A 25518-nucleotide genomic window follows, 5' to 3' on the forward strand; every position below is an offset into this window, starting at 1 on the left:
TGCATGCGTAAACTGCTTGCGGGAGGAGTGGCCATGCTGATCGCAGGCAGTGCCTGGGCGGCTCCGGTTCAGGAGGTGGGCGAACGCTATATGAAGCTGGTGCTGGCCGTGGGCCAGCACGACGCTTCCTACGTGGACGCTTATTACGGACCGGCGCAGCTGCAGGAGCAGGCTGCGAAGGAGAAGCTCAGCCTGGCCGCCATCCGCAGCGAGGCGGCGGCGGCGCGCAAGGCGCTGCCTGCGCCGGGCGCCGATCCAGACGAGGCGCTGCGCATCGCTTTCCTCGACAAGCAGCTGCAGTCCATGCTGATGCGCGTCGATATGCTGGGCGGGAAGAAGTTCAGCTTTGACGAAGAAACCGCCACCATGTACAACGCGGTGGCGCCGCAGCATGACCGCGCCTACTACCTGGAGCTGCAGGACCGCATCGGCAAGCTACTGGGCGGCGAAGGGCCGCTGGCCGCGCGCGTGCAGGCCTTCCGCGCCAAGGTGGAAATCCCCAAGGACAAGCTGCGCCCCGTGATGGAGGCGGCCATCCGCGCCTGCCGCGAGCGCACGGCCAAGTACATCACCATGCCTGCCGGCGAGAGCTTCGTGCTGGAGTTTGTGCAGAACCAGCCCTGGTCCGGCTACAACTGGTACAAGGGCGGCGCGCACAGCCTGATCCAGATCAATACCGAATTCCCGATTTATATCGACCGCGCGGTGGACCTGGGCTGCCATGAAGGCTACCCCGGCCACCACGTCTACAACGCGCTGCTGGAGCAGACCCTGGTGAAGGGCAAGAACTGGCAGGAGTTCAGCGTGTACCCGCTGTATTCGCCGATGTCGCTGGTGGCCGAGGGCAGCGCCAACTACGGCATCCTGATGGCGTTCACGCCGCAGGAGCGGCTGGACTTCGAGCGCGGCGTGCTGTATCCGCTGGCTGGACTGGACCCGGCGCTGGCCGAAACCTATGCCGCGCTGACGCAGCTGTTCGGCAAGCTGGCCTACGCGGACAACGACGCCGCGCGCGCCTACCTGGACGGCAAGGCCACGCGCGCGCAGACGGTGGAGTGGCTGGTCAATGTGCTGCTGTATCCGCCGGAGAAGGCCGAGCAGCGCATCCGGTTCTACGACGCCAACCGGGGCTATGTGATCAATTACACCGTGGGCGCGGATCTGGTGGGCGAGTACGTCAAGCGCCACGCCACCTCGGCCGATCCGGAGACGGCGCGCGCGCAGCGCTGGACGGCCTTCCGCCAGCTGCTGTCGTCGCCGCGATTGGCGGACAGCTTGCGGTGAAATGGCGGGTTAGGCGCAGCCGTAACCCGCCATTGCTGAATCAATCGCCGGCGTTGACGTTGCCGATGCCGTTGACGGTCTTGTTGATATGGCGCGGCTTGCCGTAATACGTCAGGCTGCCCATGCCGTTCACCACGGCGTTGAGCGTATCGTGCGCGGTGACTTTCACATTGCCGATGCCGTTGAAATTGACGTCGGCGCGTTCGGTGTCCAGCGCCTTGGTATCCACCTCGCCCACGCCCTGCGCCTTCAGGCGCAGCAGCTTGACCTTGCCTTGCGCTTCGAAGCGGCCAGCGCCCTGGTAGCTCACGTCCAGGCGTTCGCCCGCCATATTCTTCAGTACCGTTTCACCCGCGCCTTCGCCGATGAATTTGGCCAGCGCCGGCACCGTGATCACCACGCGCGGATCGCCGGTGGTGCTGCTGCTGTTGCGTTCGCGGTTGTAGATCTTCAGCTCGCCGTTCACCACTTCCGTCACCAGGCTGCCGAGGAATTTCGGCGTGCCGGACACCTTCAGCGACTGGGTCTTGCCCGCCTCCACGACGATGCTGTAGGCGCCCTTGCTGTCGATGGCGGTGAACGGCTGCACGGTGCGCACCTGCTCGTCGGCATGGGCGGAGAAGGAGGCGGCGGCAAGCGTTGCAATGGCGGTCTGGATCAAAAGACGGTGCATGGTTTCCCCTGTTTTGTGTTGAGTAATTAGTAACGCCATTGTAGTGAGGGGCCGCGCCGCTGTGGTGGATTTTGCGACGAACTGCAAAATCGGCGGCCCCAATTGCAACATTACTTGCCGCTGCGGGGGGATAGGCATACCATGGGCGCGCCTCCACCGACCACAACGACTATGCGCAGCACGGCCGCTCCGAACCGACGCCTGTCCCGCCTTACCGTCCACCTTTGGCTGACGCTGGGGGTGTCGCTGCTGCTGGCGGTCAGTTTCGCGTTTTACGTGCGGGCGGAGAAAAAGATCGACGTGGCCAACGAGCAGCAGCAGCAAGCTGCTTTCCTGGCCAACCAGCTGCGCCAGTCATCCGACGAACTGACGCGCATGGCGCGCACCTATGTCGCCACCGGCGAGGTGCAATACCGGAGCCAGTTCGAGCAGATCATCTCGGTGCGGGAAGGCCGCTTGCCGCGCTTCGCCAAGGAACCGAACAACTATTGGGAAGTGCTGCCGGCCGACGCCGTCCAGGCCGGCCAGGGGGCGGGCGCCTTGCCCCTGATGGCGCTGATACGGCACGCCGGTTTCACGCAGCAGGAACTGGCCCTGCTGGAGCAGGCCAAGCTGCGCTCGGACGCGCTCACCGTCACCGAATTCGCCGCCATGCGCCTGGTGGACGCAGGCAAGCCATCTCCGGCGGCGGCGCGCGCGCAAGCCAGCGCCATGCTGCACGGCGAGGACTACCACCGCGCCAAGGATGGCATCCTCGCGCCCATCCGCCAGTTCTCGCAGCTGGCCGACCAGCGCACGCTGACCGTGGTGCAGCTCAGCGAGCAGCGCGCCTTCCAGCTGCGGCTGGTGTTCCTGTGCCTGGTGGCCATGCTGCTGGTGATGGTGTGGATGGCGCGCGGCGAGGTGCTGGCGGTGCTGGGCGGCTCGGTGCCGCAGCTGTACCGCCATATTTCCCGCCTGGGCAGCGGCGATTTTTCCGCCCCGCCGCCGGCCGCGCCGCGCGACAGCGTGCTGGGCTGGGTGGGCGAGACGCAGCAGCGCCTGGCGCAGGCGGACGCCGAGCGCAAGCAGGCCGAAGGCGAACTGGCGCAGTACCGCAGCGGGCTGGAGCAGCTGGTGGAGGAGCGCACGCAGGCGCTGGCGGCCGCGCTGGACCGGGCCGAGGCGGCCAGCCGCGCCAAGAGCGTGTTCCTGTCGAATATGAGCCACGAGCTGCGCACGCCGCTGAACGCGGTGATCGGTTTTTCCGAGCTGATGGGGCGCTCGCAGTCGCTCAGCGAGGACGAGCGCGAAAACCTGCGCTTTATCCACCACTCCGGCCAGCATCTGCTGACCTTGATCGACCAGGTGCTGGCGCTGTCGCGCACGGACGCCGACCCCGCGCGCCCGGCGGGCGGCCTGAGCGACGTGGAGCAGCTGGGCGCGCAGCCGGCAGCGGAGCCGGCCCCATCCGACGCCGCCGCCGTGCCGCCGGCCGAGGTGCAGGCGCTGGACCACGCCACTTACGAGGCGCTGTGCAACGCGGTCCAGCACCTGGACCGCAAGGGACTCAACGAGCTGCTGCTGCGCGTTGAACCATCGCATCCGGCGCTGGCGCGCAGCATAGAAACCATGGCCGAGCGGCTGGAATACCGCGAGCTGTGGGAAGCGCTGCAGCAGGCCCGCGGCGCGAACGCGCCGGCGAAGCAGGGCGCTTAAGCGCGGCGCCGGCGGCGGTGGAAGGCCAGCGCCGCCAGCGCGATGCCCGAGAGCAGCAGGCTGGACGGTTCGGGGACGCCGGCCGCCGGCGTGCTGCCATCCAGGCGGAAGGGCGTGCCGCCGTCGCGCAGGAACAGGTCGCCGCCGCTTTCATCGAGCTGCAGGTAGCTGCCCGCCGGGTCGCCGGTGTTGGCGGTGCGGAATTCGAGATCCAGTCCGTAGAAACTCAGCAGGTAGTTGCCGGCATCGAGCGTCACCGCGCCGACGTTGAAGTTCACATCGTAGAAGGTGGTGTAGGGATAGCTGATGATGGCGTTCGGCACGGCCGTGTAGTCGCCGGGATTGAGCGTGAGCTCGTAGATGGCGGCGCCTATGCCGTTGTTGCCCGGGTCTTGGTAGATGGTGAAGGTGAACGCGCCCAGGAAGGGGTCTTCCGTCAAGCCCATCTGGAAGAACACGCTGTTGATGGTGCGCGTGCCGGCCAGGCTGAAATCGTCCAGCACACGGCTCTGCGCCAGTGCGGTGGAGAAGTAGCCGCTGCGGGCGTCGTCCGCGCCCAGGCCGTTGTCGTAGATCACGTCCGCATGCGAGAGGGCGGAGCAGGCGGCGAGCAGCGCCGCGAGGAACAGGCGTTTCATGCTTAATCCCGGAAACATTTATAGTTGATGAATGTTAAGCAGGTTTCATGCCTGTTTATTGGCCGTAGGCAAATACGGTACGCAGCCGCGTTGCGCGGCCGGCACTGTAAAATTTTCCGACACTACTTCAGCGCGCCGAATACTTTGCCGATCAGCTTGCTGCCGGTGCCGATGGGGTCGTTGCGGATGGCTTTTTCCTCCTCGCCTATCATGGTGAACAGGCCGTCCAGCGCGCGCTCGGTCACGTAGTCCTCCACCGTGCCGGCCTGCGCCAGGCCCATTTTCGACACCTTGGCCATGGCGCCGTTGTACTTGGCCGAGAGGTTGGACTTGTCCGTCACCTTCTTCACGATGGGCAGGAACTTCACACCCAGCTGGGCCGAGGTCTTTTCGCGGAAGAACTGCGTGACCGAGGTGTCGCCGCCGCTCAGGATGTTTTTCGCGTCGGTCAGCGTCATGTTCTTGACCGCGTCCACCAGCAGCGGCTTGGCCAGCGGCACGGCGGCCTCGGCCGCATGGTTCATGGACACCACCAGGTCGTCGAGCTGCTGCGCGTGGCCCGTCATTTTCAGGATGGGGCGCGCCTGCTCCAGCACCTTGGGCAGCGGGATCTTCACCTTCTCGTTGTTGAGGAAGCCGTTCTCCGTGCCGAGCTTGCTCACGGCCGCGTTCGAGCCGCGTTCCAGCGCCGCTTTCAGGGCGCCGTTCACGTCCGTGCTGGACAGGTCGGCCAGCGAGACGGCCCAGGCGCTGGAGGCGGCCAGCAGCAGCGGCAGCGCGCGGTAAGCCAGACGGGATGGCATGCGGAAGGATGAAAACATGGCGGACTCGCAAGATAAGGGCAGTAAGGCATGGTACGCCAAGCGCGCCGCGCGTGCCAGTCTTCAGCCCTCACCGGGCCCCGCGCCCAGCCCCCAGCCCTCAGCCACGTCTCAGGCCTGCGCGCCGCCCTGCACGCTGCTCAGGTGGCGCGGCGCCTGGCGGCGGCCGGCCATCAGGCGCAGCTCCTTGCCCTGCTGCTCGGTGTGCTCGGTGAGCTTCTGTACTTCGCGCTCCAGCAGCTCCACCCGCAGCGCGTGCAGGTCCAGGCCGATCTGGCGCACCGCGAAGTCCAGGGCGGTGCATTCGTCCGGGCGGTAGCTCTCGCCGTTGGGCTTGGGGCCGAGCAGCACAAAGCCGTACAGCGTGCCGCGATGGCTCATGGGCAGGGCCAGCTGGCCGCCGCCGCCCAACTGCGGCGCCATTTCGGCGCGCAGCGCCACGGCGATGCTGTCGTCGGCGGCCATGCTGTCCGGCGCGCCGGCCAGCGTGCCGGCGGTGGCCGGTTCGTAGCGGCCGTCCGCCTGGCGCAGGTAGATGGCGCAGCCGGCCTGGCTGGTGAAGCGGTCCATGGCCTGGCGGCAGGAGTCGAGCAGGGCGTCCACGGTGGTGATATGGGCCGCCTGTTTCACGTAGTGCTGCAGCTTGTGTTCGTTGTCGTGCCACTGGTGGAAGAAGACGCGCTCGACCCAGCGCTCCACCCGGCCGTGCATATGGTGGAAGGCCAGGTAGACCGCCAGCGCGATCAGGCCGTCCAGCACCAGCGTCACGGTGGGGGCATCCGCATGGCCGCCGCCGTGCAGCAGCGAGGACGAGATCCGCTCCACCACGCCGAACACGCACAGCAGCAGCACGCTGACCACGCTGAAGATCAGCATGCGGCTGATGGCGAATTCGAAATGGAACACGCGGTGCTTGAGCACGGAATAGGCCAGGCCGATATACATCAGCAGCTGGCCGGCGAACATGGCCATCACGGTCCAGCGCATGCCCTGGTAGCCGCCGTCCAGCGCCGGCACCCACACCAGGATGGGCGGGATGGTTCCCAGCAGGAAGGACAGCAGCAGCCAGTAGTGGCGCTGGCGCATCTCGCCGCGCGACTGGCGCCAGCCGTCCACCATGCTCAGCATCCACAGCGATACGCCGAGCGCGATCACGATGCCGGTGCAGGGCAGCAGCAGCGGCGCCTCGTTGCCCAGGCCGAACCACAGCGCATAGGCGGCCGTGGCCAGGCACAGCGCGCGGTGCAGCGGCAGCAGCCGCCACAGCCAGCGCCGCAGCGGCGTGTCCGGGTATTGCTGGTAATGCAGGGCGAACAGCACGCCGCAGTACCACAGCATGGGAAACGCGGTGAGCTGGACCAGCTTGGCCAGGCCGAGGGCGGCCCCGGCCGGCAGGTAGTTGATGGTCATGTACAGCGTGAAGTTCTGCACGCAGAAGGCCATGGCCAGCGCGCGCTGCGAGCGGTTCTCGCCCTGCTTGATGCCGATCAGCACGGTAAACAGCAGCGCGGGCACGGCCAGCGCCAGGCGCGCGGCGTAGTCGAACGATTCGGCAAAGGGAACCGGGCTGGCGACCGCCGCCACAGTCAGATGCTTGGTTTGTGCCTGCGGGCCGGACTGGTACAGGGTCAGGCCTACGGGCTCGCCCACGGTGAAGCGGCGCCATCGGTTCTGCACGCGGTCGAACTGCACGCCGTCGCCCGCCTTGGCGCCGAAGGCCAGCAGCGGCGAGCCGGGATCGAGCTGGAGGATCTGCAGCCGGTGCGTGCCCTGGCTTTCCGGGTGCAGGCCGATGTGGTCGTTCAGGCTGGCGCCCAGCGTGCCTTGCTCCTGCGCGAGCGCCAGGGCGCGGAAGGCGCAGCTGGCGTCCATCACCAGCAGCAGCGCGGCGACGGCGCTCAGGGTGCAGATCAGCCATTTCCAGCTTGCGGTAGACAATCGAAAAGCAGCCATTTGAAGCTCCTGTTTGGTGCTCCTGCGCGATCACAGCTTGGACAAGATTTCGATTATAAATTGACAAGTTGCAAGGGCAAAGCGATTTTTGGTTGCAAGCCGCCGCAGTCGCGTTCCGGCAACGGGCGGATGACTCTATACTGCTTCGATCAGAAGAACGGAGGCCGCCATGCAATGGGAAACCCACGAGATCAGCAACCAGTCCGCCGAGCTGAAGGACTACAACCTCTACCTGACCGATCCGCTGCTGCAGGACGCGGTGCAGCGCGGCGGGGCCGGCTGGCATGCGCAGGCGCTGGCCGGACAGGGCGCGCTGCTGGGCAGCGAGGCGGTGATACGCATGGGCGAGCTGGCCAACCGCCACCCGCCCGAGCTGCATACGCATAGCCGCAGCGGCGAGCGCATCGACGTGGTGGAGTTCCATCCCAGCTGGCACGAGTTCCTGGCCATCACGCGCCGCCACGGCCTGGTGTCCCTGCCGTTCGCCGAGCAGCGCGCCGGCGCCTGGAGCGCCTATGCCGCCAGCCAGTACCTGCACAACCAGATCGAGGCCGGCTCCTTCTGCCCGGCCAGCATGACCTTCGCCTGCATCCCCGTGCTGCGGCAGGAGACGGCGCTGTACGCGCAGCTGCAGCCGCTGCTGTTCTCCCATGAGCACGACGCGCGCGACCTGCCGGCCGCCGCCAAGAAATCCATCATGGTCGGCATGGGCATGACGGAAAAGCAGGGCGGCACCGACGTGCGCAGCAACACCACGCGCGCCACCCACACCGGCGGTGTGCAGGGACGCGGCGGCGAGTACAGCCTCGTCGGCCACAAGTGGTTCTTCTCGGCGCCCATGTGCGACGCCCACCTGGTGCTGGCCCGCACCGACGCCGGCCTGTCCTGCTTCTACGTGCCGCGCTGGCGGCCGGACGGCAGCAAGAATCCCATCCACATCCAGCGCCTGAAGGACAAGCTGGGCAACCGCTCCAACTCCAGCAGCGAAGTGGAGTTCCACGGCGCCTGGGGTGTGATGGTGGGGGAGGAGGGACGCGGCATCCCCACCATTATCGAGATGGCCACCAACACCCGGCTGCACAACAGCATCTCCAGCGCCGCCTTCATGCGCCAGGCGCTGGTGCAGGCGCTGAACCACGCGCGCCAGCGCAAGGCCTTCGGCCGCACCCTGGCCGAGCAGCCGCTGATGCGCTCCGTGCTGGCCGACATGGCGCTGGAAAGCGAGGCGGCGCTACGCGTGTCCATGCAGCTGGCGCAGGCCTTCGGCGAGGCGGGCAGCGATAGGGAAACCGCGCAGGCGTGGAAGCGCATCGTCACGCCCTCCGCCAAGTTCTGGATCTGCAAGCGCGCGGTCGAGCTGGCCGGCGAGGCGATGGAAGTCTTCGGCGGCAACGGCTACGTGGAGGGCGGCCCAATGGCGCGCCTGTTCCGCGAAGCGCCTGTCAATTCGATCTGGGAAGGTTCGGGCAATGTGATGTGCCTGGACGTGCTGCGCGCCATTGCGCGCCATCCGGACAGCATGCAGCTGCTGCTGGACGACCTGCAGCGCCGGGCCGGGGACGAGGTGCGCCTGCGCAGTGAAATCGCCGCCCTGCGCGACGCGCTGCGCCAGCCGCCTGAGCAGCTGGAAGCCGGCGCCCGCCGCTACACGCAGAAACTGATGCTGGCCGCGCAGGCGGTGCTGATGCGCGAACAGGCCGCCCCCGCCAGCGCCGAGGCTTTCCTGGCCAGCCGCTACGACGGCGAATGGGGCCGCGTGTTCGGCGCCCTGGACGGACGCGCCGACTGCGGCGCCGTGCTGGCGCAGGCCTGGCCCGGCGGAATTTAACAAGGTGCACGTGATCCCTGAACCGGGTTCGCTGGCGCTGGCAGGCGCCGCCATCCTGGCTCTGGCGGCCGCGCGCCGCCGCAAGGCACTGCGCGCCTGACCGCGCCTGGCCTGCGCCTGCGTCCGGGTCTGCACGACCTGCGCGCAGGCGCTACACTTGCGTCTTTCCCAGACGGAGGTGCATATGCCGGACCCTATCGAATTCCCCATCGCCCAGCGCTGGCCCGCCCAGCATCCTGACCGCATCCAGCTGTATTCGCTGCCCACGCCGAACGGCGTGAAGGTGTCCATCATGCTGGAGGAAACCGGCCTGGCCTACGAGCCGCACCTGGTCGACATCACCAAGGACGAAAGTAACACGCCCGAGTTCAAGTCGCTCAACCCCAACGGCAAAATCCCCGCCATCATCGACCCCGACGGCCCGGGCGGCAAGCCGCTGGCGCTGTTCGAGTCGGGCGCCATCCTGCTCTACCTGGCAGAGAAAACCGGCCAGTTCCTGCCGGCCGATCCGGCCGAGCGCTATGAAACCATCCAGTGGGTGTTCTTCCAGATGGCCGCCATCGGCCCGATGTTCGGCCAGGTGGGCTTCTTCCACAAATTCGCCGGCCGCGAGTACGAGGACAAGCGCCCGCTGCAGCGTTACGTGAACGAGTCCAAGCGCCTGCTGGCGGTGCTGGAAATGCGGCTGGAAGGGCGCGATTGGATCATGGGCGACAGCTATACCATTGCCGACATCGCCATGTTAGGCTGGGTGCGCAACCTGGTCGGCTTCTACGGCGCGGGCGAGCTGGTGGACTATGCCAGCCTGTCGCGCGTGCCGGCCTGGCTGGAACGCTGCCTGGCGCGGCCCGCGGTGCAGCGCGGCCTGGACATTCCGAAGCGCCCGCAGAACTGATAACAACAACCAAGGACGACAGAGTGCAAAAACCTAGCTCGATACTGGCGGCCGGCCTGCTGGCCCTGGCGGCTGCGGCCGCGCATGCGCAGGACGCGAACAGCGTGCGCGCCGATAAAAACATGATCAAGGCCCACCTCAGCTTCCTGGCCGACGACCTGCTGGAAGGCCGCGAAACGGGCAGCCGGGGCTACGACATCGCGGCCCACTATGTCACCACGCAGTTCCTGCAATACGGCCTGGCGCCCAAGGGCGACAAGGGCGGCTTCCTGCAGCGGGTGCCGCTGCGCGCCACGCGCCTGGTGCAGGAGTCGCCGCTGCTGGAGCTGAGCGGCAAGGGCGGCACGGAAAAGCTGGCCTACCTGGACGACTACATGACCGGCGGCAGTTTGCTGGAAGACCAGTCGGCCGCCGCCGCGCCGCTGGTGTTCGCGGGCTATGGCATCGAGGCGGACCGCCTCAAGCACCACGACTACGCGGGCCTGGACGTGAAGGGCAAGATCGTCGTGGTCCTCGCCGGCAAGCCGCGCAGCTTCCCCACCGAAGAGGGTGCGCACTTCAGCAGCAGCGAGCAGAAGCGCGAGCTGGCCGCGCGCCACGGCGCCGTGGGCATGATCACCATTCCCACGCCGGCCTCGGAAAAAGCCTTCCCCTTCGCGCGGGCCAAGGAATACCGCTACATCCCCACCATGGCCTGGGTGGACGGCAAGGGCGTGGCGGCGCACCAGCAGCCCACGCTGCAAAACCGCTACACACTGAGCATGCCGGCCGCGCACAAGCTGTTCGCGCAGTCGAAGATGAAGTTGGACAGCATCTATGAACTGGTGGCGGCCGAGAAGCCGCTGCCGCGCGGCGAGCTGGACCTGTCGGCGCGCATGGCCTCGCAAAGCACGCGCAGCGACCTGGCCAGCAGCAATGTGGTGGGCATGATAGAGGGCAGCGACCCCAAGCTGAAACATGAATACGTGGTGTTCAGCGCCCACCTGGACCACCTGGGCCAGGTGAAGGAAAAGAGCGGCGACAATATCTTCAACGGCGCCATGGACAACGCCTCCGGCGTGGCCACGCTGATCGAAACGGCGCGCCTGTTCAGCCAGGGCCAGGTCAAGCCGAAACGCTCCATCCTGTTCGTGGCCGTGACCGGCGAGGAGAAGGGCCTGCTGGGCGCTGATTACTTCGCCAGCAACCCCACGGTGCCGGCCCGCGCCATCGTGGCCAACGTCAATCTCGACATGCCGCTGCTGACCTTCGACTTCAAGAACGTGATGGCCTTCGGCGCCGAGCATTCCAGCCTGAAGGGCAATCTGCAGCGCGCGCTGAAACCGATGAACCTGGAGCTGATTCCGGACCCGTGGCCGGAGCAGGGCCTGTTCACCCGTTCCGACCACTATATGTTCGTGCGCCAGGGCATTCCGTCCATCTTCCTGGCCACCGGCATGGCGTCGTTCCAGAAAGGCGAGGATGGCGCCAAGCAGTGGGAGCACTTCCTGAGCACCAACTACCACCAGCCCTCGGACGACCTGAACCTGCCCTTTAATTTCGACGCCGCTGCGCGCTTTGCGCAGCTCAATTACAACATCGCGCTGGAGATCGCCAACGCGGCCGAAAAGCCCACCTGGAACAAGGGTGACTTCTTCGGCGACACATTTAGGAAATGATATGACCTACGAAGAGTATCTCGACGAAGTGACCACCTTGATCGTCGAGAAATATAACCTTTCGGACGCTGCCGCCATCAAATTGGTAGTAGCGGCCCAGGACGCCGAGTTCTTCGTCAAGCATGACGACGACAAGGCCCTGCGCAATCTCGACCAGGCGCACAAAGACGCAAAAACCCTGTACACATCGGCTTCCGCAGCCGCTGCGCCGGTCCGCAAGCCGCGCCGCTGATCCTTCCGGGCCGCCGTCCGGCGGCCCAACTCCCTCTCGCCGTCAAGCGAAAAAAATAAAGTGGTATCGTCCGCCGCGCGGACGGGCCACGTCCCATGTTACACACAATTCCAACCAAGTATCACAAGTGTTTCATGGAATGTTGTATTCGAGTTCACATGATTGGAAAGCGTGGACGCGTGGAAATGTTACATATACATTCAATCTTGGTAAGCCCGCCACAAGCGACGATGTACCCAAAAAACACCGTTACAAGAGAGAAGATCCATGAAGAAAAGTTTCCCATTTGCAGTGTTGATGTTGTCCGCCAGCCCTTATATTTTGGCGGAAGAAGTCCAGCCAGCCGCCGCGCCCGTCGCTGCGGAGCAGACGGCGGACGATATTCAGAAAGTGGTCATCGTATCGACCGGCAGCCGTGGCGCGCAGCGCACCCTGGTCGACACCCCGGTACCGATCGACATCCTGAGCGCCCGCGAACTGACCAAGACCGGCCAGTCCACGCTGGACAAATCGCTGCAGTTCCGCGTGCCCTCGTTCAACACCGTGCAGACCCCGGTGAACGACGCCACCTCGCTGCTCGATCCGTATGAAATCCGCAATATGGGCCCCAGCCGCGTGCTGATCCTGATCAACGGCAAGCGCAAGAACTCCAGCTCCCTGATCTACACCCAGACCTCGCCCGGCCGTGGCGAAAGCGGCGCCGATATTTCCGCCATTCCGACCGACGCCATCAAGCGCATCGAAGTGCTGCGCGACGGCGCGTCCGCCCAGTACGGCTCGGACGCCATCGCCGGCGTGGTCAACATCATCCTGAAAGACGCCTCCGAAGGCGGCTCCATCACTGCGCGCGGCGGCATCACCCACGAGAGCGACGGCGAAATGGGCGGCCTGAGCCTGAACAAGGGCATCGCGCTGGGCGACCAGGGCTTCGTCAACTTCACGCTGGACGTGTCCAAGACCAAGCTGTCCAACCGTCCCGGCATCGTCGATGCGCGCGGCGACGCAAGCGACTTCGGCGCCACCATCAAGGACGTGCAGGCCTTCCTGGCCATCAAGCCGGACGCCGGCAACATCAACGGCGCGCCCGCCACCGAGGCCGCCAAGGCCCTGGTCAACAGCCGCTACGACCTGGCCGACGGCGTTTCGCTGTACGGCAACGCGGCCTATGTGCACAAGAAAATCGACAGCTTCGCGAACTACCGCACGCCGTACTGGCGTCCGACCGACTACGGCCTGCTGCACGCGTCCGGCACGCCTTACCTGGGCTATGTGCCCAGCTTTATCGGCAAGCTGGACGACTACAACGCCACCGGCGGCGTGAAGTTCCCGCTCGGCGGCTGGAACGCCGACGTGAGCCTGACCTACGGCGGCAACGAGCAGGAATACGGCGTCAGCAATTCGATCAACCGGGGCATGGCGGCGGACTTCGCCTCCGGCGCCAGCAAGGTGCAGTCGCCCACCAGCTTCGCTGCGGGCGGCGTGAAGTTCGAGCACTACGTGTTCAACGGCGACGTGTCCAAGCAGATCACACCGACCGTCAGCGCCTACGCGGGTACCGAGCTGCGCCATGAGAAATACCAGGTGCTGGCGGGCGAGGAAGCGTCCTATATCAAGGGCGGCGCCGACTCCTACGCCGGCAACGATCCGATCAACTCCTTCCCTTCGTCGCGCTCGAATTATGGCGTGTACGGCGGCGCCACCTGGGACATTAGCGACAAGTGGCTGATCGACGGCACCGGCCGCTACGAAAAATATACCGACTTCGGCAGCGCCTTCGTCTGGAAGGCTTCGAGCCGCTTCAAGGTCAGCGACAGCATCACGCTGCGCGGTTCCGCCTCCACCGGCTTCCGCGCACCTTCGCTGGCGCAGACGTTCACGCAAAAGGCACAATATTCCTTCGTGGCCGGGGCCGGCATCCAGGTCTCGGGTCTGGTGAACAACGTTTCTCCTGAAGCGGCTGCCCTGACTGTGCCCAAGCTGACGGCGGAGAAGTCGAACAATATTACGGTAGGCCTGGGTCTGAAGCCCGACAACGACACCTCGATCACCATCGACTACTACCATATCAAGGTCAAAGACCGCATCGTTCTTGGCAAGGAAATCAAGCCGGTTTGCACTCCGCCAACTGGTACGGTGACGCCAGCTATGACTGCCGCCTACAATGCCTGCGTCGCGGCGAGTCCTCTGGACAAGGTGATGGTGCCGAAGGGTCTGGTATCGCTCAGCTTCTTCGTCAACGCACTGACGAGCATCACCTCGGGCATCGACTATGTGGTCTCGCGCAAAAACATCCCGTTCGCGGATGGCAAGCTGACGCTTAATCTGTCGGGCAACTACTCGCTGAAAAACGAGCGCGACGGCGCGGTCAACAATCCTAGCCTGGTGGCCAACGCTGGCCAGTCGGTGCTGGACGCCACGCAGGAAGCGCTGATGTTCACCTCGCGTCCGAAGTTCAAGACCATCATCGGTGCCGACTGGGACTACAAGGACGTCAACCTGTCGCTGAACAACACGGTGTTCGGCCCGACCTACTTCCACCAGGCCGGCCTGGATTCCAACCTGGAGACGGCCTTCAAGACCAAGACCGTGACCGACTTCGCGCTGAACTACAACCTGAACAAGTCCACCACCTTGTCGTTCAACGTGAACAATATGTTCAACGTGACGCCGAAATGGCGCATCCGCGCCATGAACGCCGCCGGCCAGCAAATCCTGGACAGCACCGCGCGCGACGCCTACGGCATGACGCCGGCTGAAGTGCAGAGCAATCTGATCACCTTCAACGGCCGTTACTCCATGGTGACCTACGACGGTTCGCAGTTCAGCCAGCTCGGCCGCAGCTTCGCCGCTTCGCTGAACTACCGCTTCTAAGCCTTCAGCAGCTTAGGGTGGCTTGGGGCGGGTTATGCGGCATGCGCCGCTAACCCGCCCTTTTTTATTTGACATGGCGCTGCTCGCGGCTTATATTCCAATTAGGTTATATAAGAAAGCGACCCATGCAAACCGATACGCTCAACCGCGCCTTCGCCGCCCTGGCCGACCCGACGCGGCGCGCCATACTGGCCCGGCTGGCGTCCGGCGAAGCCACCGTCAACGAGCTGGCCGAGCCGTTCGCGCTGACGCAGCCGGCCATTTCCAAGCACATCAAAGTACTCGAACAGGCCGGGCTGGTGTCGCGCAGCCGCCTGGCGCAGACGCGGCCGTGCAAGCTGGAAGCGGCGCGGCTGAAAGACGTGTCGGACTGGCTGGAAACTTACCGGGGCATGTGGGAAGACCGCTTGGACCGGCTCGGCGATTACCTCAACTCAACGGAAGGGAATAAAAAATGACGCAAGCATTCACCATCTCACGCCAGTATCCGCAGCCGCTGGCCAAGGTATGGCAGGCGTGGACCGAGGCCGAGCGCCTGCAGCAGTGGTGGGGGCCGCAGGGCTGCAAGCTGGAAGTGAAGCGGCTGGAATTCCGGCCGGGCGGCTTCTTCCACTACGCCATGCTGTTCGCCGGCATGCCCGCCATGTGGGGCCGCTTCAACTACCGCGAGATCGTGCCGCAGGAACGTATCGTGTGGCTGAATTCCTTCGCCAACGAGCATTGCGGCATTGCGCGTGCGCCCTTCAGCGAAGCGTGCCCGCTGGAGATAGAAAACACGGTGACGTTCAGCGAGCGGGACGGCGTCACCACGGTGTCGCTGAGCGCCATCCCCTTCGGCGAAACCGCCGCCGAATACCAGTTCTTCGACGAACTGCGCCCTTCGATGCAGCAGGGCTACGGCGGCACGCTGGACCAGCTGGAAGCCCATCTGCGCGCCTGAGAACCAATGGCTCTGGCAGCTCAGGCGGCGCAGCCTGCTCAGGCCGCTGCGCGCGGCTCGCCCAGGTAGGCGCCGCGCGGCGCGCCCAGGCCCTGCTTGACCTGCTTGGAAATCTCGTCGGTCAGCACTTCATCTTCGCCCGCTTCCAGCGCGGTGACAATGGCGTGGGCGATGTCCGCCGGGGCCGATTTAGGCGCGTCCAGGCCGTGCGTCATGTCGGTGTCCATATAGCCCATGTGGGCCGCCAGCACCTGGGTGTTCTGCTCGCGCAGTTCGCCGCGCAGGCCGTTGGTCAGCGCCCAGGCGGCGGACTTGGATACGCTGTAGGTGCCCGAGCTGGCGAAGCTGAGCCAGCTCAGCGCGGACAGCACATTGACGATGGCGCCGCCGCCGTTGGCTTTCAGCGCGGGAGCAAACGCCACGCTCAGCGCCATGGGGCCGAAGAAATTGGTTTCCAGCTCCCTGCGCACTGCATCGGCCGAGCCTGGCGTGGTGATGTCCGAACCGGTGAAGATGCCGGCGTTGTTGATCAGGATGGTGAGGTCGGGAATCGCCTGCACCGCCGCGGCGATGTCGGCCTCGCTGGTCACGTCCAGCTTGATCGGCGTCACGCCGGGCAGGGTGACGGAGGCGGGGTTGCGCGCGGCGGCATACACTTTGCGCGCGCCGGCGGCCAGCGCCGCTTTGGCCAGGGCCAGGCCGAGGCCGCGGTTGGCGCCGGTCACGAGTACTACGGAGTCTTTGAAGTTCATGATGATTTCCTTTGGTTGATGGTAAATATGACCGGTCGTCTTAAAAGTGATTCAAAAAAAACGGCGTCCTTTTGGGAGTGCGCCGTCAACGCAAAATACGGGTCAGTACAGTGTGCAAGAACCTGTCCAGCGGGGCCTGGCTTTGCTCGGCCTTGGAGCGCAGCACCGCGCCTTGCCAGGAGTCCACGATAAAGTTGGCCATTTCCAGCGCCGGCTGCCCGGCGCTGATATTGCCTGTGCGCTGGCCTTCGGCAATCAGGCCAGCCATCATTTCGGTCCAGTCCGCGAACTCCTTGTGCAGGGCCTGGCGCGCTGCCGGGATCTGGTTCGACAGTTCGGTGCTGAAATTGCCCAGCAGGCAGCCGCAGTTGAAATCGTTCTCGGCATTGGCTGCAATCAAGGCCTCGAAATACTGCTGCAGCCTCGCCAGCGGCGGCAGGGCGGTGTTGTGCAGCACTTCGCCCAGCTCGGCCGCCTGCTCCGCATAACGGCGCAGCACTTCCAGTCCCAGCGCATCCTTGCTGGCGAAGTGGTTGTAGAACGAGCCTTTCGGTACACCGGCCGCGTCCGTAATATCCTGGACGCTGGTCGCATTGAACCCCTTGCTGTGCAGCAGGTTCAAGCTGGTGGCGACGATTTGCTCTTTAACGTTGGGCTTGGGCATGGCTATAATATGACCGGTCGGCTTAAAAAAATCAAGCATTATTTTTGGGGCAGGGGAAGACGGCCTGTTTGACGCATATCAAAGCCGCGCGGGTGGAAATTGCTAGACTGAACTTCTGATTGGAGTTTGGAGGAGACGATCAGGCATAGCGTACACAGAGACGCTACTACCGGCGCCGGCGGTCGGGAAATATACCGGCACCAACAAGAAAAACCAAAAAAAACCCGCGAGTGTAGTGCGCTCGCGGGTTTTTTATATTTTATTTACGCTTGCTGGCGCTGCGGTCGCGGATAGGACGGAACTCGGAGCCTGCGCCCCAGTTCGGCCAGTCCTTGGAGTCGGCCAGGTCGCGGCCCACGGTGTACAGCAGTTCCAGGTCGCGCGCCATGCCGGTGAACGGCCACTGCGCGCTCCACTCGTCCGAAGGCTGGTGGTAGTTGTTGGTGTTGTACGCTTCCTCGGCGGCCTTGCCTGCCGCCAGGCCGCCGTCTATCCAGTCTTGGCCGGAACCGATGGAGAACGCCGGCACGCCGCGCTTGGCCATGGAGAAGTGGTCGGAGCGGAAGAAGTGGCCCGCTTCCGGCTTGGGATCCGGCGTGTACGCCATGTTCCAGCGCTTGGCTTTTTCTATGGTCTGGTCGATCAGTTCCAGCTTGGCGCTGCCGGAAATGGTGAAGTTGCGCGCAGGGCCTTGCGGGCTCAGGGCGTCCATATTGATCACGCCTGCGGTCAGCTCCAGCGGGTACAGCGGGTAGGCGCCGTAGTATTCCGAACCCAGCAGGCCTTTTTCCTCGGCCGTCACGGCCAGGAACACCACGCTGCGCTTGGGCGCAGGCAGCTTGCCGTACACGCGCGCCAGTTCCAGCAGCGCGGCGATGCCGGTGGCGTTGTCCACCGCGCCGTTGTAGATCTTGTCGCCTTTGGCGTCCGGCAGGCCCACGCCCAGGTGGTCCCAGTGGCCGCTGTAGATCACGGTCTGCTGCGGGCGCTCGCTGCCCGGCAGCAGGGCGGCGACGTTTTTCGATTTGATCACCTGCGTGTCCACCGCGTAATGCGCGGACAGGCTCAGGCCCGTCAGCGGCAGCGGCTTGAAGCCGCGCGTTTGCGCTTGCTTCTTGGCCGCCTCGAAATCCAGGCCGGCGCGCTTGAACAGGTCCACGACGACGTCGCGCTGTATCCAGGCCTCCATCGGCGCGTGCGCCTTGGCCGGCTGCTTGCGCACGATGTCGTACATGGTGTTGGTATTGGAGTTCTTCACCGTGGCCCAGCCGTAGGAGGCCGGCGCGGTTTCGTGCACGATGATGGTGCCCAGCGCGCCGCGGCGCGCCATCTCTTCATACTTGTAGGTCCAGCGGCCGTAGTAGGTCATGGCCTTGCCGCCGAAATCGCCCTCGCCGGTTTCGAAGTCCGGGTCGTTGATCAGCACCACCGCCAGCTTGCCCTTCAGGTCCAGGCCTTTGAAGTCGTCCCATTTGCGCTCCGGCGCGGTCACGCCGTAGCCGACGAAGACCAGCGGCGCCTTGTCGAAGTCCACGCGCTTGGCGCCGTTCATGGCGGCGCGCACGGCCATCTGCTCGCCTTGCAGGAAGGGCTGGCTGCCCTTGGCGTCGTTCAGTGTCAGCGTGACCGGACCCTGGATTTCAAAGCGGCCCAGCGGTACTTCCTGGGTCCAGCTGCGCTGGCCTTTGACCAGGTCGCCGCCCGGCTTCATGCCGGCGGCCTTGAACTGCTCGATCAGGTAGTCCACGGTTTTGACTTCGCCTGCGGTGTTCGGGCCACGGCCCTCGAATTCGTCCGACGACAATACTTTAACGTCCTGCGACAGGCGCTGCGGATCGAACTTGGGCGTATCGGTGGCCTGCGCCGCAGCTGCGGATAGCAGCAGGGTGGCTAGCATGGCGTGTTTCACTGTGAACCTCCTTGGGTAATGGATAGGCAAAAACGCTGCAAGTATCGGCCTAATCCCGGCGGAGGTCAACGGCGGCTCTGGCGGGTTACGCGCACCGCGCTAACCCGCCCTACTAGGAGCGGGCCGTGCGTAGGGCGGGTTAGCGCAAAGCGCGTAACCCGCCATGCCTTAGAGCCGCGTGTCGTAGCGCTTGCCCGCGATGGTGACGCCGCTGAGCGTCACATTGCGCGCGTTGTGCACGAACCAGGGCTCGGCGGCGCGCGGCGTGCCGAAGTCGCAGCGGGTGATGGTCACGTTAGCCAGCGGCAGCAGCGGCACGCCCGCCGGGCCGTTGTAGCTGTGTGCCACGGGGCCGAGCAGCACGAAGGCCTGGTAGCAGGAATACGCGCCGTCCTCGGTCTGCACATTGGCCACGCGCACGTCCGAAATGTGGATGTCCGATACCTCCGGCGGCCGCGTGCGCACGCTGTCGAAGGCGGGCGTGTAGTCGCAGTCGATGGTGATGATGGCGCCGCCGCTGGTGGCCACCGTCTTGGGCGCGATCACGCCGCCCGGTATCGGCGTGTAGAAGCCCGGCTTGGTGCGCACGCCGTTTGCCAGCGTGACCTGGCGCACGTAGAAGTGGCGCAGGAAGCCGCCCCGGTTCATATTCGTCTTCATGCGGATAGCGGTGCCGAGCGGATCGGTGGCCCAGTGCATATTGCGCACGTCCAGGTTCTGCGCGTAGACGTGCTCAATGCCGGCCGCCATTTCGCTGCCCAGTGTGATGGCGCCGTGGCCGGTGTTCATGATGCTGTTCTGGATCACCATGTCGCGCGTCGGGCCGTACTGCACGTCGGTGTTCTTGCCCGCCTTGATGGCGATGCAGTCGTCGCCGGTGTTGAACAGGCAGCCGTCCACCAGTATCGTGTCGCAGGATTCCGGGTCGAAGCCGTCCGAATTCGGCCCCATGCTTTCCATGCGTACTTTCTTGATATGCACGTTGCGGCAGTTGACCGGGTGGTGCTGCCAGAACGGCGTGTTCACCACCTGGTAGCCCTGCATCAGCACGTCCGTGCAGCCGACGAATTCAATCATGCAGGGCCGCAGGTAGTGGCCCGCGCCGAACACGCGCTGCTCGGCGGGCACGCGCGCTTCGGACAGCGCGGGCAGGTATTTCTCGTCGCTGCGCCAGTCGGCGTGGCTGCCTTTGATGAGGGCGAGTTCGGCCGGCGTGAGCTGCGGCGCGAGCGCGGACAGCGAGGCCGGATTGGCTTCGTTGACCACGCCCTGGCGCGCGGTGGCGCCGGCCGGCTTGTTGCGCCAGGCCCAGTTCCACCAGCCATCCGCTCCGCCGTCCTCGAAGGGCACGTTGCCCTGGCCGTTCAGGATGCTGGTCCAGTCCTCGCCGGTGATGGCGATATTGTTCTGGTTGCGGGCGTAGACCATGGGTGAGTAGTTCAGGCAGTCGTTGCCCTGCCAGCGCGACAGCACCAGTTTGCCGTTCGGGCCGCAGTCGAATTCGCCGTGGCGCGCGTAGTCGGCCGGGTTGGCGCTGAAGTGCACGCGCGCGCCTGCCGCCAGGTGTACGTTGACGTTGGAGCGCAGCACGATGGGGCCTTTGCAGTACCAGTCGCCGGCGGGGATCAGCACGCGGCCGCCGCCGGCCTGGCTGGCGGCGGCGATCGCCGCGCGGATGGCGGGATGGCTGTCCGGCGAACCGGGCGCGGGCACCAGCTGGGTGGCGGCCGGTGTGCCGTGCGCGCCCGCCAGCGGCTTTGCCTCGGCCATCGGGCAGGGGCGGGCGCCGTGCGCGGTGATGACGAAGTCGCGCGCCGGGAAGGACAGCGGCTTGGCGAATTTGGCGGCGATGCGCTCGGCGCGCGTCCAGGGATCCACCGCTGCGTTTTCTGCGGCCATGGCCGGCGCGCCTGCGGCCAGTGCTGCGGCCGATGCGCCCTTCAGCAAAGCGCGGCGGCGCTGGTCGATGGCGTGGTGTTCAGTGTGTTTCATGCTGCGTGATCCTTAGCGGGTGAGGCGGAAATAGTCGACGTCGAGGTAGCCTGCGCTGGCGGGGCCTGCACTGAACAGGCCCACTTGCGCGCCCACCCAGTGTCCTTTGGTGGCGGAGAACGGCGCGCCGGCGGCGAGGTAGTCCTTGCCGTCCACGCTGTAGAGGAACTGCGCCTGCGCGCCTTCCGCCATCACCATGCGCAGCGACAGCGCGGATGGCGCCTGCGCCAGCAGCACCTTGCTTTGTTCCTTGCAGCGCGGCGCGAACGGCGTGCAGGTGGTGTAGACCAGCTGCGTGTCCGCGCCCAGCTTGCGCAGGCCCAGCCACGCATAGCTCATGCCGTTCAGGATAAGGCCGGCCTGGCCGCCCTCGCCGGCGCCGTTCAGTTCCACGCGGGTGTCCACGGTGAAGGCCGCGGCGGGCAGCTTTTGCGCCAGGATGTTGGGTGCGGCGCGCACATAGCCGTCCGCCTGCGGCGCGGCCAGCACCGGCAGGCGCAGATAGCCGGGCCGCGCGGCCAATGAGTACCAGCCCTCTTGCGGATTGGCGTTCCACTGCCACTGCAAGCCCAGCGCCGGGCCGCTGAATTCATCGCTGGTGGCCGGCACCTTGACCTGGTGCCCGGCCACCGGCTTGCGGTAGCTGGCCACCGGATTGCCCACGCCGGGCTTGGCGCCGGGCTGGCCTATCAGCGGCCAGTCGTCGGTCCACGCCATGGGCTGCAGGTGTACCACGCGGCCGTAGGCCTTGCGGTCCTGGAAGTGCAGGAACCAGTCCTTGCCGTCCTGCGCGCGCACCCACGCGCCCTGGTGCGGGCCGTTGACGGGGGAGCCGCCCTGGTCCATCACCACGCGGTCCTCATACGGCCCTTCGATGCTGCGCGAACGGAACACCGCCTGCCAGCCTTCCTCCACGCCGCCGGCCGGCGCGAACACGTAGTACCAGCCGTCCTGCTTGTAGAACTTGGGGCCTTCCAGCGTGCGGTAGCCGGGCAGCTTGTTGCCGTCGATGACGACCTTGCCCTGCGGGTCCAGCACGCGCTGGCCGTCCGGCGACATGGGGTGCAGCGTGAGCACGTTGTTGAAGCCGGCGCGGCTCTTGGCCCAGCCGTGCAGCAGCCAGGCCTTGCCGTCCTCGTCCCACAGCGGCGTGGGGTCGATCAGGCCGCGCCCCGGCATCAGCAGGTGCGGTTCGCTCCACGGGCCGCTGAAATTGGTGGCGGTGATGACGTAGATGCCGAAGTCCGGGTCCGGGTAGAAGATCCAGAATTTGCCGTCGTGGTAGCGCAGGCAGGGCGCCCACACGCCCGCGCCGTGGCGCGGCACCGCGAAATGCGCTGCGGGTACTTGTTTGGGCAGGGCGTGTCCCACCAGTTCCCAGTTCACCAGGTCCTTCGACTGCAGCAGCGGCAGGCCGGGCGCGCTGTTGAAGCTGGACGAGGTCATATAGTAGGTGTCGCCGACGCGCACCGCGTCCGGGTCCGAATAGTCGGCGTTGAGCACCGGATTCTGGTAGTTGCCGTTGCCCAGATCGGCAACCCAGGGTTCGGTGGCGTGCGCAGTGTTCAGTGCGGCGAGTATTGCGCAAATCAGGAATGGTTTCATGGCGTCGCTTTTAACTGGTCTGGCCGATAATCTATTGGCCTGACCAATTAAAAGCAAACACTTTTTTGTAACGTGGACTATGCCACCGCGTCGGGCGCCTGGTGCTTGGTGGCGTACATGGCCTGGTCTGCATAACGCAGCAGCTGTGTCATGTCGGCGCCATGGTCGGGATAATGGGCGATGCCGATGCTGGCTGAAGTGTGCAGCGTGCGGCCGTCGCCCACGTCCACCGGGGCGGCCAGCGCCTGGTGGATTTTCTCCTTGACCAGCGCGGCGAACTCTGGCCGCGCCACATGTTCCAGCACCACCACGAATTCGTCGCCGCCGACGCGCGCCACCGTGTCGGCCTCGCGCACGCAGGAGCTGATGCTGCGCGCCACCGCCTGCAGCAGCCTGTCGCCGGCCGAGTGGCCGTAGTGGTCGTTCACCAGCTTGAATTTGTTCAGGTCGATGAACAGCAGCGCCACGCGGCCTTGCTGGCGCTGGGCGCGCGCGATGGCGGTGGCCAGGCGGTCATGGAACAGGCTGCGGTTCGGCAGGCGCGTCAGGTCGTCGTGCTGGGCCATGAAGTGCAGGCGCGATTCGAGCTGCTTGCGCTGGATGGCGGTGGCGATCTGGGTGGACACGAACAGCAGCAGCTCCTGGTCCTGGTCCGTATAGCCCTGGCAGGCTGCGCCGCCCTCGAACATGGCGCCGTCGCGCAGCACCAGCGCGCCTATGGTGGCTTGCGGCGTGCACAGCGGCACGCTCATCCAGCAAGCCTGTTCCGGGGCCGCGGCCACCAGCAGCGCCGGGGGCAGGGTGGACATGGTATCTGGCGCTACGCGCAGCGGCATATTGCGCCGCAGCGCTTCCTCGCACAGCAGCACGGCCAGCCGCGCGTCCGATTCGGGACCGCTGGCATTGGCGTGGTAGGCGAAATAGAGGACGTCGTCCGGCGCATCGCGCAGGACCACGGCGAACGATTGCACCGGCAGCAGGCCTCCGACGATTTGATGCATGCGCTGGTACAGCGCGGGCAGGTCTTCGGTGGCGTGCGCCGCTTCGGAGATGGCGTACAGCGCGGCCTGCATGGCCTCGGCGCGCTTGCTGGCGGTGATATCGCGCGCCACCGCGATCCGCAACTGGTCGGCCTCGGACCAGCGCGCCGACCACATGATATGCACGATAGAGCCGTCCTTGCGCACATAGCGGTTTTCGAAGCGGCTGTTGGGCTGGCCGTCCATGATGCTGCGCGCCGCCGCCAGCGTGCGCTCGCGGTCGGCCGGGGCCACCAGGTCTATCATGGCCATGCCCACCATCTCGTCCTGGCGGTAGCCGAAAATCCGTTCGCAGGCCGCGCTCACGAACACAAAACGCCCGTTGACGTCCACCATGCAGACGGCGTCAAGCAGGAGATCGGTGAAGCTGGCAACCGGAGCACTGACTAGCGGATTCATAGTGACTATTCTAGTCTCATTTGTTGTGGATTGCGCAATGTATTGCTCATTGGATTGATTACTCAAGGCTAGCATAACGCGCTAGCATCGTATGCCGTTATTCCATTCAAAAATCACGAGAAAGCCCCTTATGATGCCTTTCCGCACACCGAACCTCACTCTGGCGCTGCTGCTGGCTCTGCCGGCCTTCACGGTGCAGGCGCAGCAACAAGCTGCGGAGCCTTCCTCATCGGTTACGGTGGCGGGCAAGCGCAACGCAGCGGGCGACCCGCGCGAGATTATTGCCGCGCGAAGCAAGACCCTGTCGCCCAACCATGCGTCCTCCTGCGCCTTCATGAGCGGCTACAGCGCGGCCGACGACGAGACCATGCTGCGCTATATGAGCGACTTCAACCACGGAGGCCAGGCGGACGGCGCGCAGCGCCTGAGCGAGAACAGTCCGGCAGGCGACGTGTCCACCATAGACGACCGGCGCGCGGCGTCGTCCGATTTCGCCATGCCGGAGATCACCGACACGTCGCAATGCGGTGCGGCCGATTCGCGGATTGCAGTCGCCCGCAACCGCATCATGCGCAAGGACAAAAGCCTGGCCAACGCCTTCGTCGCGATGGACCAGCAGGACTACGCCACCGCGCAGCAGCAGTTCAAGCTGGCCTGGGACAAGATAGGTTACGGCGAAGCCGCCCTGATGCTGGGCAAAATGCACCTGTATGGCATGGGCACGCCGCGCGACACCAAGCTGGCGATCTACTGGCTGGAGCAGGTGGTGGACAAGCCTTACCACCCGGTCTTTGACCGCATGAAATTCGACCCCGCCCAGCCTGAATTGATCAACGATCGCGTGGAAGCGATCATGCTGCTGGCGAAGATCAACCTGGTGGGCATAGGCGTGCCGAAAAATGGCGCCGAGGTGCGCCGCTGGTACGCCAAGGCGGCCGACGTGGGCTTCGCACCCGCCGCGAACCTGCTGGGCATGGCCTTCCTGACCGGCTATGGCGGCGGCCGCGACGTGGCCAAGGCGCGCGCCAGCCTGCAGCAGGCGGGCGAGGAAGGCTATCTGCCGGCGCTGTATGAACTGGGCCGCCTGTACTACAACGGCGACGAGGGCCTGCCCAAGGACTACAAGATGGCGGGCGCCTATTTCAGCGCCGCCGCCAAGGCCGGCCACGTGGAATCGATCTACGCCGCCGCCCGCATGTATGACCTGGGCTACGGCGTGGCGCCGGACCAGCAGCGCGCCATAGCGCTGTACAAGCAGGCCGCCGTGAAAGGCCACCCGGCTGCGGAAGGCGCGCTGGCGACCTACTTCTACGAGGGCAAGCTGGTGCCGCAGGACTATTCCACCGCGCGCAAGCTGTTCAACGAAGCAGCCAAGCAGGGACAGGCGGACGCCATGTTCAACCTGGCCGTGATGACGATGGAAGGCCAGGGCGGCAGCAAGGACATGGCGGTGGCCTATGTCTGGTTCAGCCTCGCCAAGGCGGCCGGCTACGCCGATGCCGACGCGGCGCTGGCGTCGGTGGGACCGCGCCTGACCGCGCAGGAAAAGCAGCGCGCCGACGCGGTGCTCAAACCGACGGTAAAACGCTGAGAGTGCCACACATCCCGTAGGGCGGGTTAGCGGGGCGCGCCGAGCGCGGCGTAACCCGCCATAGCCGCCCGGCAC

General features: G+C 65.5%; 21 protein-coding genes. 11 read left to right on the top strand and 10 right to left on the bottom strand.

Features of this window, described 5'->3' with window-relative positions; genetic code table 11:
- Positions 1 to 3 precede the first annotated feature (3 nt).
- A complete protein-coding gene (locus tag KT882_RS05300; protein ID WP_228894755.1) occupies positions 4 to 1284 on the top strand; it encodes a hypothetical protein in 1281 nt (426 codons plus the stop codon).
- Between the two features lie 40 nt (positions 1285 to 1324).
- Here KT882_RS05300 and KT882_RS05305 read toward each other — a convergent pair whose 3' ends face one another.
- The gene (locus tag KT882_RS05305) at positions 1325 to 1957 is read right to left on the bottom strand and encodes a GIN domain-containing protein (RefSeq protein WP_161074171.1); all 633 of its coding nucleotides are present in this window, start codon (positions 1955 to 1957) and stop codon (positions 1325 to 1327) included.
- 141 nt (positions 1958 to 2098) lie between these two features.
- Between KT882_RS05305 and KT882_RS30750 the strand changes: the two genes are divergently transcribed.
- The gene (locus tag KT882_RS30750) at positions 2099 to 3655 is read left to right on the top strand and encodes a sensor histidine kinase (RefSeq protein ID WP_187358791.1); all 1557 of its coding nucleotides are present in this window, start codon (positions 2099 to 2101) and stop codon (positions 3653 to 3655) included.
- On the opposite strand, the gene KT882_RS05315 is transcribed toward KT882_RS30750, so the two are convergent.
- From KT882_RS05315 to KT882_RS05325, 3 genes are all read right to left on the bottom strand, one after another.
- Entirely contained in the window at positions 3652 to 4293 is a 642-nt protein-coding gene (locus KT882_RS05315; protein WP_161074170.1) for a PEP-CTERM sorting domain-containing protein, read from the bottom strand. The genes KT882_RS30750 and KT882_RS05315 overlap by 4 nt on opposite strands.
- A 122-nt stretch (positions 4294 to 4415) precedes the next feature.
- On the bottom strand, positions 4416 to 5114 hold the full coding sequence (locus KT882_RS05320; protein WP_161074169.1) for a DUF4197 domain-containing protein: 699 nt from the start codon (positions 5112 to 5114) through the stop codon (positions 4416 to 4418).
- A 111-nt stretch (positions 5115 to 5225) separates the two neighbouring features.
- The gene (locus KT882_RS05325; protein WP_161074168.1) at positions 5226 to 7067 is read right to left on the bottom strand and encodes a hypothetical protein; all 1842 of its coding nucleotides are present in this window, start codon (positions 7065 to 7067) and stop codon (positions 5226 to 5228) included.
- A 169-nt stretch (positions 7068 to 7236) separates the two neighbouring features.
- On the opposite strand from KT882_RS05325, the gene KT882_RS05330 reads away from it, so the two are divergent.
- The 8 genes from KT882_RS05330 (at position 7237) to KT882_RS05365 (ending at position 15491) form a co-directional block, all read left to right on the top strand.
- Entirely contained in the window at positions 7237 to 8895 is a 1659-nt protein-coding gene (locus KT882_RS05330) for an acyl-CoA dehydrogenase family protein (RefSeq protein WP_161074167.1), read from the top strand.
- A 4-nt stretch (positions 8896 to 8899) separates the two neighbouring features.
- A complete protein-coding gene (locus tag KT882_RS05335) occupies positions 8900 to 8995 on the top strand; it encodes a PEP-CTERM sorting domain-containing protein (protein WP_161074166.1) in 96 nt (31 codons plus the stop codon).
- Positions 8996 to 9079: 84 nt separating this feature from the next.
- Positions 9080 to 9790 carry a glutathione S-transferase N-terminal domain-containing protein gene (locus KT882_RS05340; RefSeq protein WP_228894757.1) on the top strand — a complete coding sequence of 237 codons (711 nt, stop codon included), beginning with the start codon at positions 9080 to 9082 and terminating at the stop codon, positions 9788 to 9790.
- 23 nt (positions 9791 to 9813) lie between these two features.
- Entirely contained in the window at positions 9814 to 11448 is a 1635-nt protein-coding gene (locus tag KT882_RS05345; protein ID WP_223149376.1) for a M28 family peptidase, read from the top strand.
- A 1-nt stretch (position 11449) separates the two neighbouring features.
- The gene (locus KT882_RS05350; protein ID WP_161074164.1) at positions 11450 to 11680 is read left to right on the top strand and encodes a hypothetical protein; all 231 of its coding nucleotides are present in this window, start codon (positions 11450 to 11452) and stop codon (positions 11678 to 11680) included.
- A gap of 297 nt (positions 11681 to 11977) precedes the next feature.
- The gene (locus KT882_RS05355) at positions 11978 to 14551 is read left to right on the top strand and encodes a TonB-dependent receptor plug domain-containing protein (protein WP_228894759.1); all 2574 of its coding nucleotides are present in this window, start codon (positions 11978 to 11980) and stop codon (positions 14549 to 14551) included.
- A gap of 125 nt (positions 14552 to 14676) precedes the next feature.
- On the top strand, positions 14677 to 15009 hold the full coding sequence (locus tag KT882_RS05360) for an ArsR/SmtB family transcription factor (RefSeq protein WP_228894761.1): 333 nt from the start codon (positions 14677 to 14679) through the stop codon (positions 15007 to 15009).
- On the top strand, positions 15006 to 15491 hold the full coding sequence (locus KT882_RS05365; protein ID WP_161074161.1) for an SRPBCC family protein: 486 nt from the start codon (positions 15006 to 15008) through the stop codon (positions 15489 to 15491). Before KT882_RS05360 ends, KT882_RS05365 begins: the two co-directional genes overlap by 4 nt.
- A gap of 38 nt (positions 15492 to 15529) precedes the next feature.
- On the opposite strand, the gene KT882_RS05370 is transcribed toward KT882_RS05365, so the two are convergent.
- From KT882_RS05370 to KT882_RS05395, 6 genes are all read right to left on the bottom strand, one after another.
- Positions 15530 to 16243, bottom strand: a complete 714-nt coding sequence (locus tag KT882_RS05370; RefSeq protein WP_161074160.1) for an SDR family oxidoreductase — start codon at positions 16241 to 16243, stop codon at positions 15530 to 15532.
- An 85-nt stretch (positions 16244 to 16328) separates the two neighbouring features.
- Complete coding sequence (locus KT882_RS05375; protein ID WP_161074159.1) at positions 16329 to 16907, bottom strand: TetR/AcrR family transcriptional regulator; 579 nt, start codon at positions 16905 to 16907, stop codon at positions 16329 to 16331.
- A gap of 259 nt (positions 16908 to 17166) precedes the next feature.
- On the bottom strand, positions 17167 to 18804 hold the full coding sequence (locus tag KT882_RS05380) for a M28 family metallopeptidase (protein ID WP_187358790.1): 1638 nt from the start codon (positions 18802 to 18804) through the stop codon (positions 17167 to 17169).
- Between the two features lie 180 nt (positions 18805 to 18984).
- A complete protein-coding gene (locus KT882_RS05385; protein ID WP_228894764.1) occupies positions 18985 to 20808 on the bottom strand; it encodes a glycoside hydrolase family 28 protein in 1824 nt (607 codons plus the stop codon).
- Between the two features lie 12 nt (positions 20809 to 20820).
- Positions 20821 to 22413, bottom strand: coding sequence for a glycoside hydrolase family 43 protein (locus KT882_RS05390; RefSeq protein ID WP_228894765.1), 1593 nt, complete (start codon positions 22411 to 22413; stop codon positions 20821 to 20823).
- 77 nt (positions 22414 to 22490) lie between these two features.
- Positions 22491 to 23852 carry a sensor domain-containing protein gene (locus tag KT882_RS05395; protein WP_228894766.1) on the bottom strand — a complete coding sequence of 454 codons (1362 nt, stop codon included), beginning with the start codon at positions 23850 to 23852 and terminating at the stop codon, positions 22491 to 22493.
- A gap of 130 nt (positions 23853 to 23982) precedes the next feature.
- On the opposite strand from KT882_RS05395, the gene KT882_RS05400 reads away from it, so the two are divergent.
- Positions 23983 to 25443 (top strand): SEL1-like repeat protein, encoded by a 1461-nt coding sequence (locus KT882_RS05400; protein ID WP_228894767.1) that lies wholly within the window; start codon positions 23983 to 23985, stop codon positions 25441 to 25443.
- Positions 25444 to 25518: the final 75 nt, after the last annotated feature.

It is taken from the genome of Pseudoduganella aquatica, from assembly GCF_020865585.1.
Classification (GTDB): domain Bacteria; phylum Pseudomonadota; class Gammaproteobacteria; order Burkholderiales; family Burkholderiaceae_D; genus Rugamonas; species Rugamonas aquatica_A.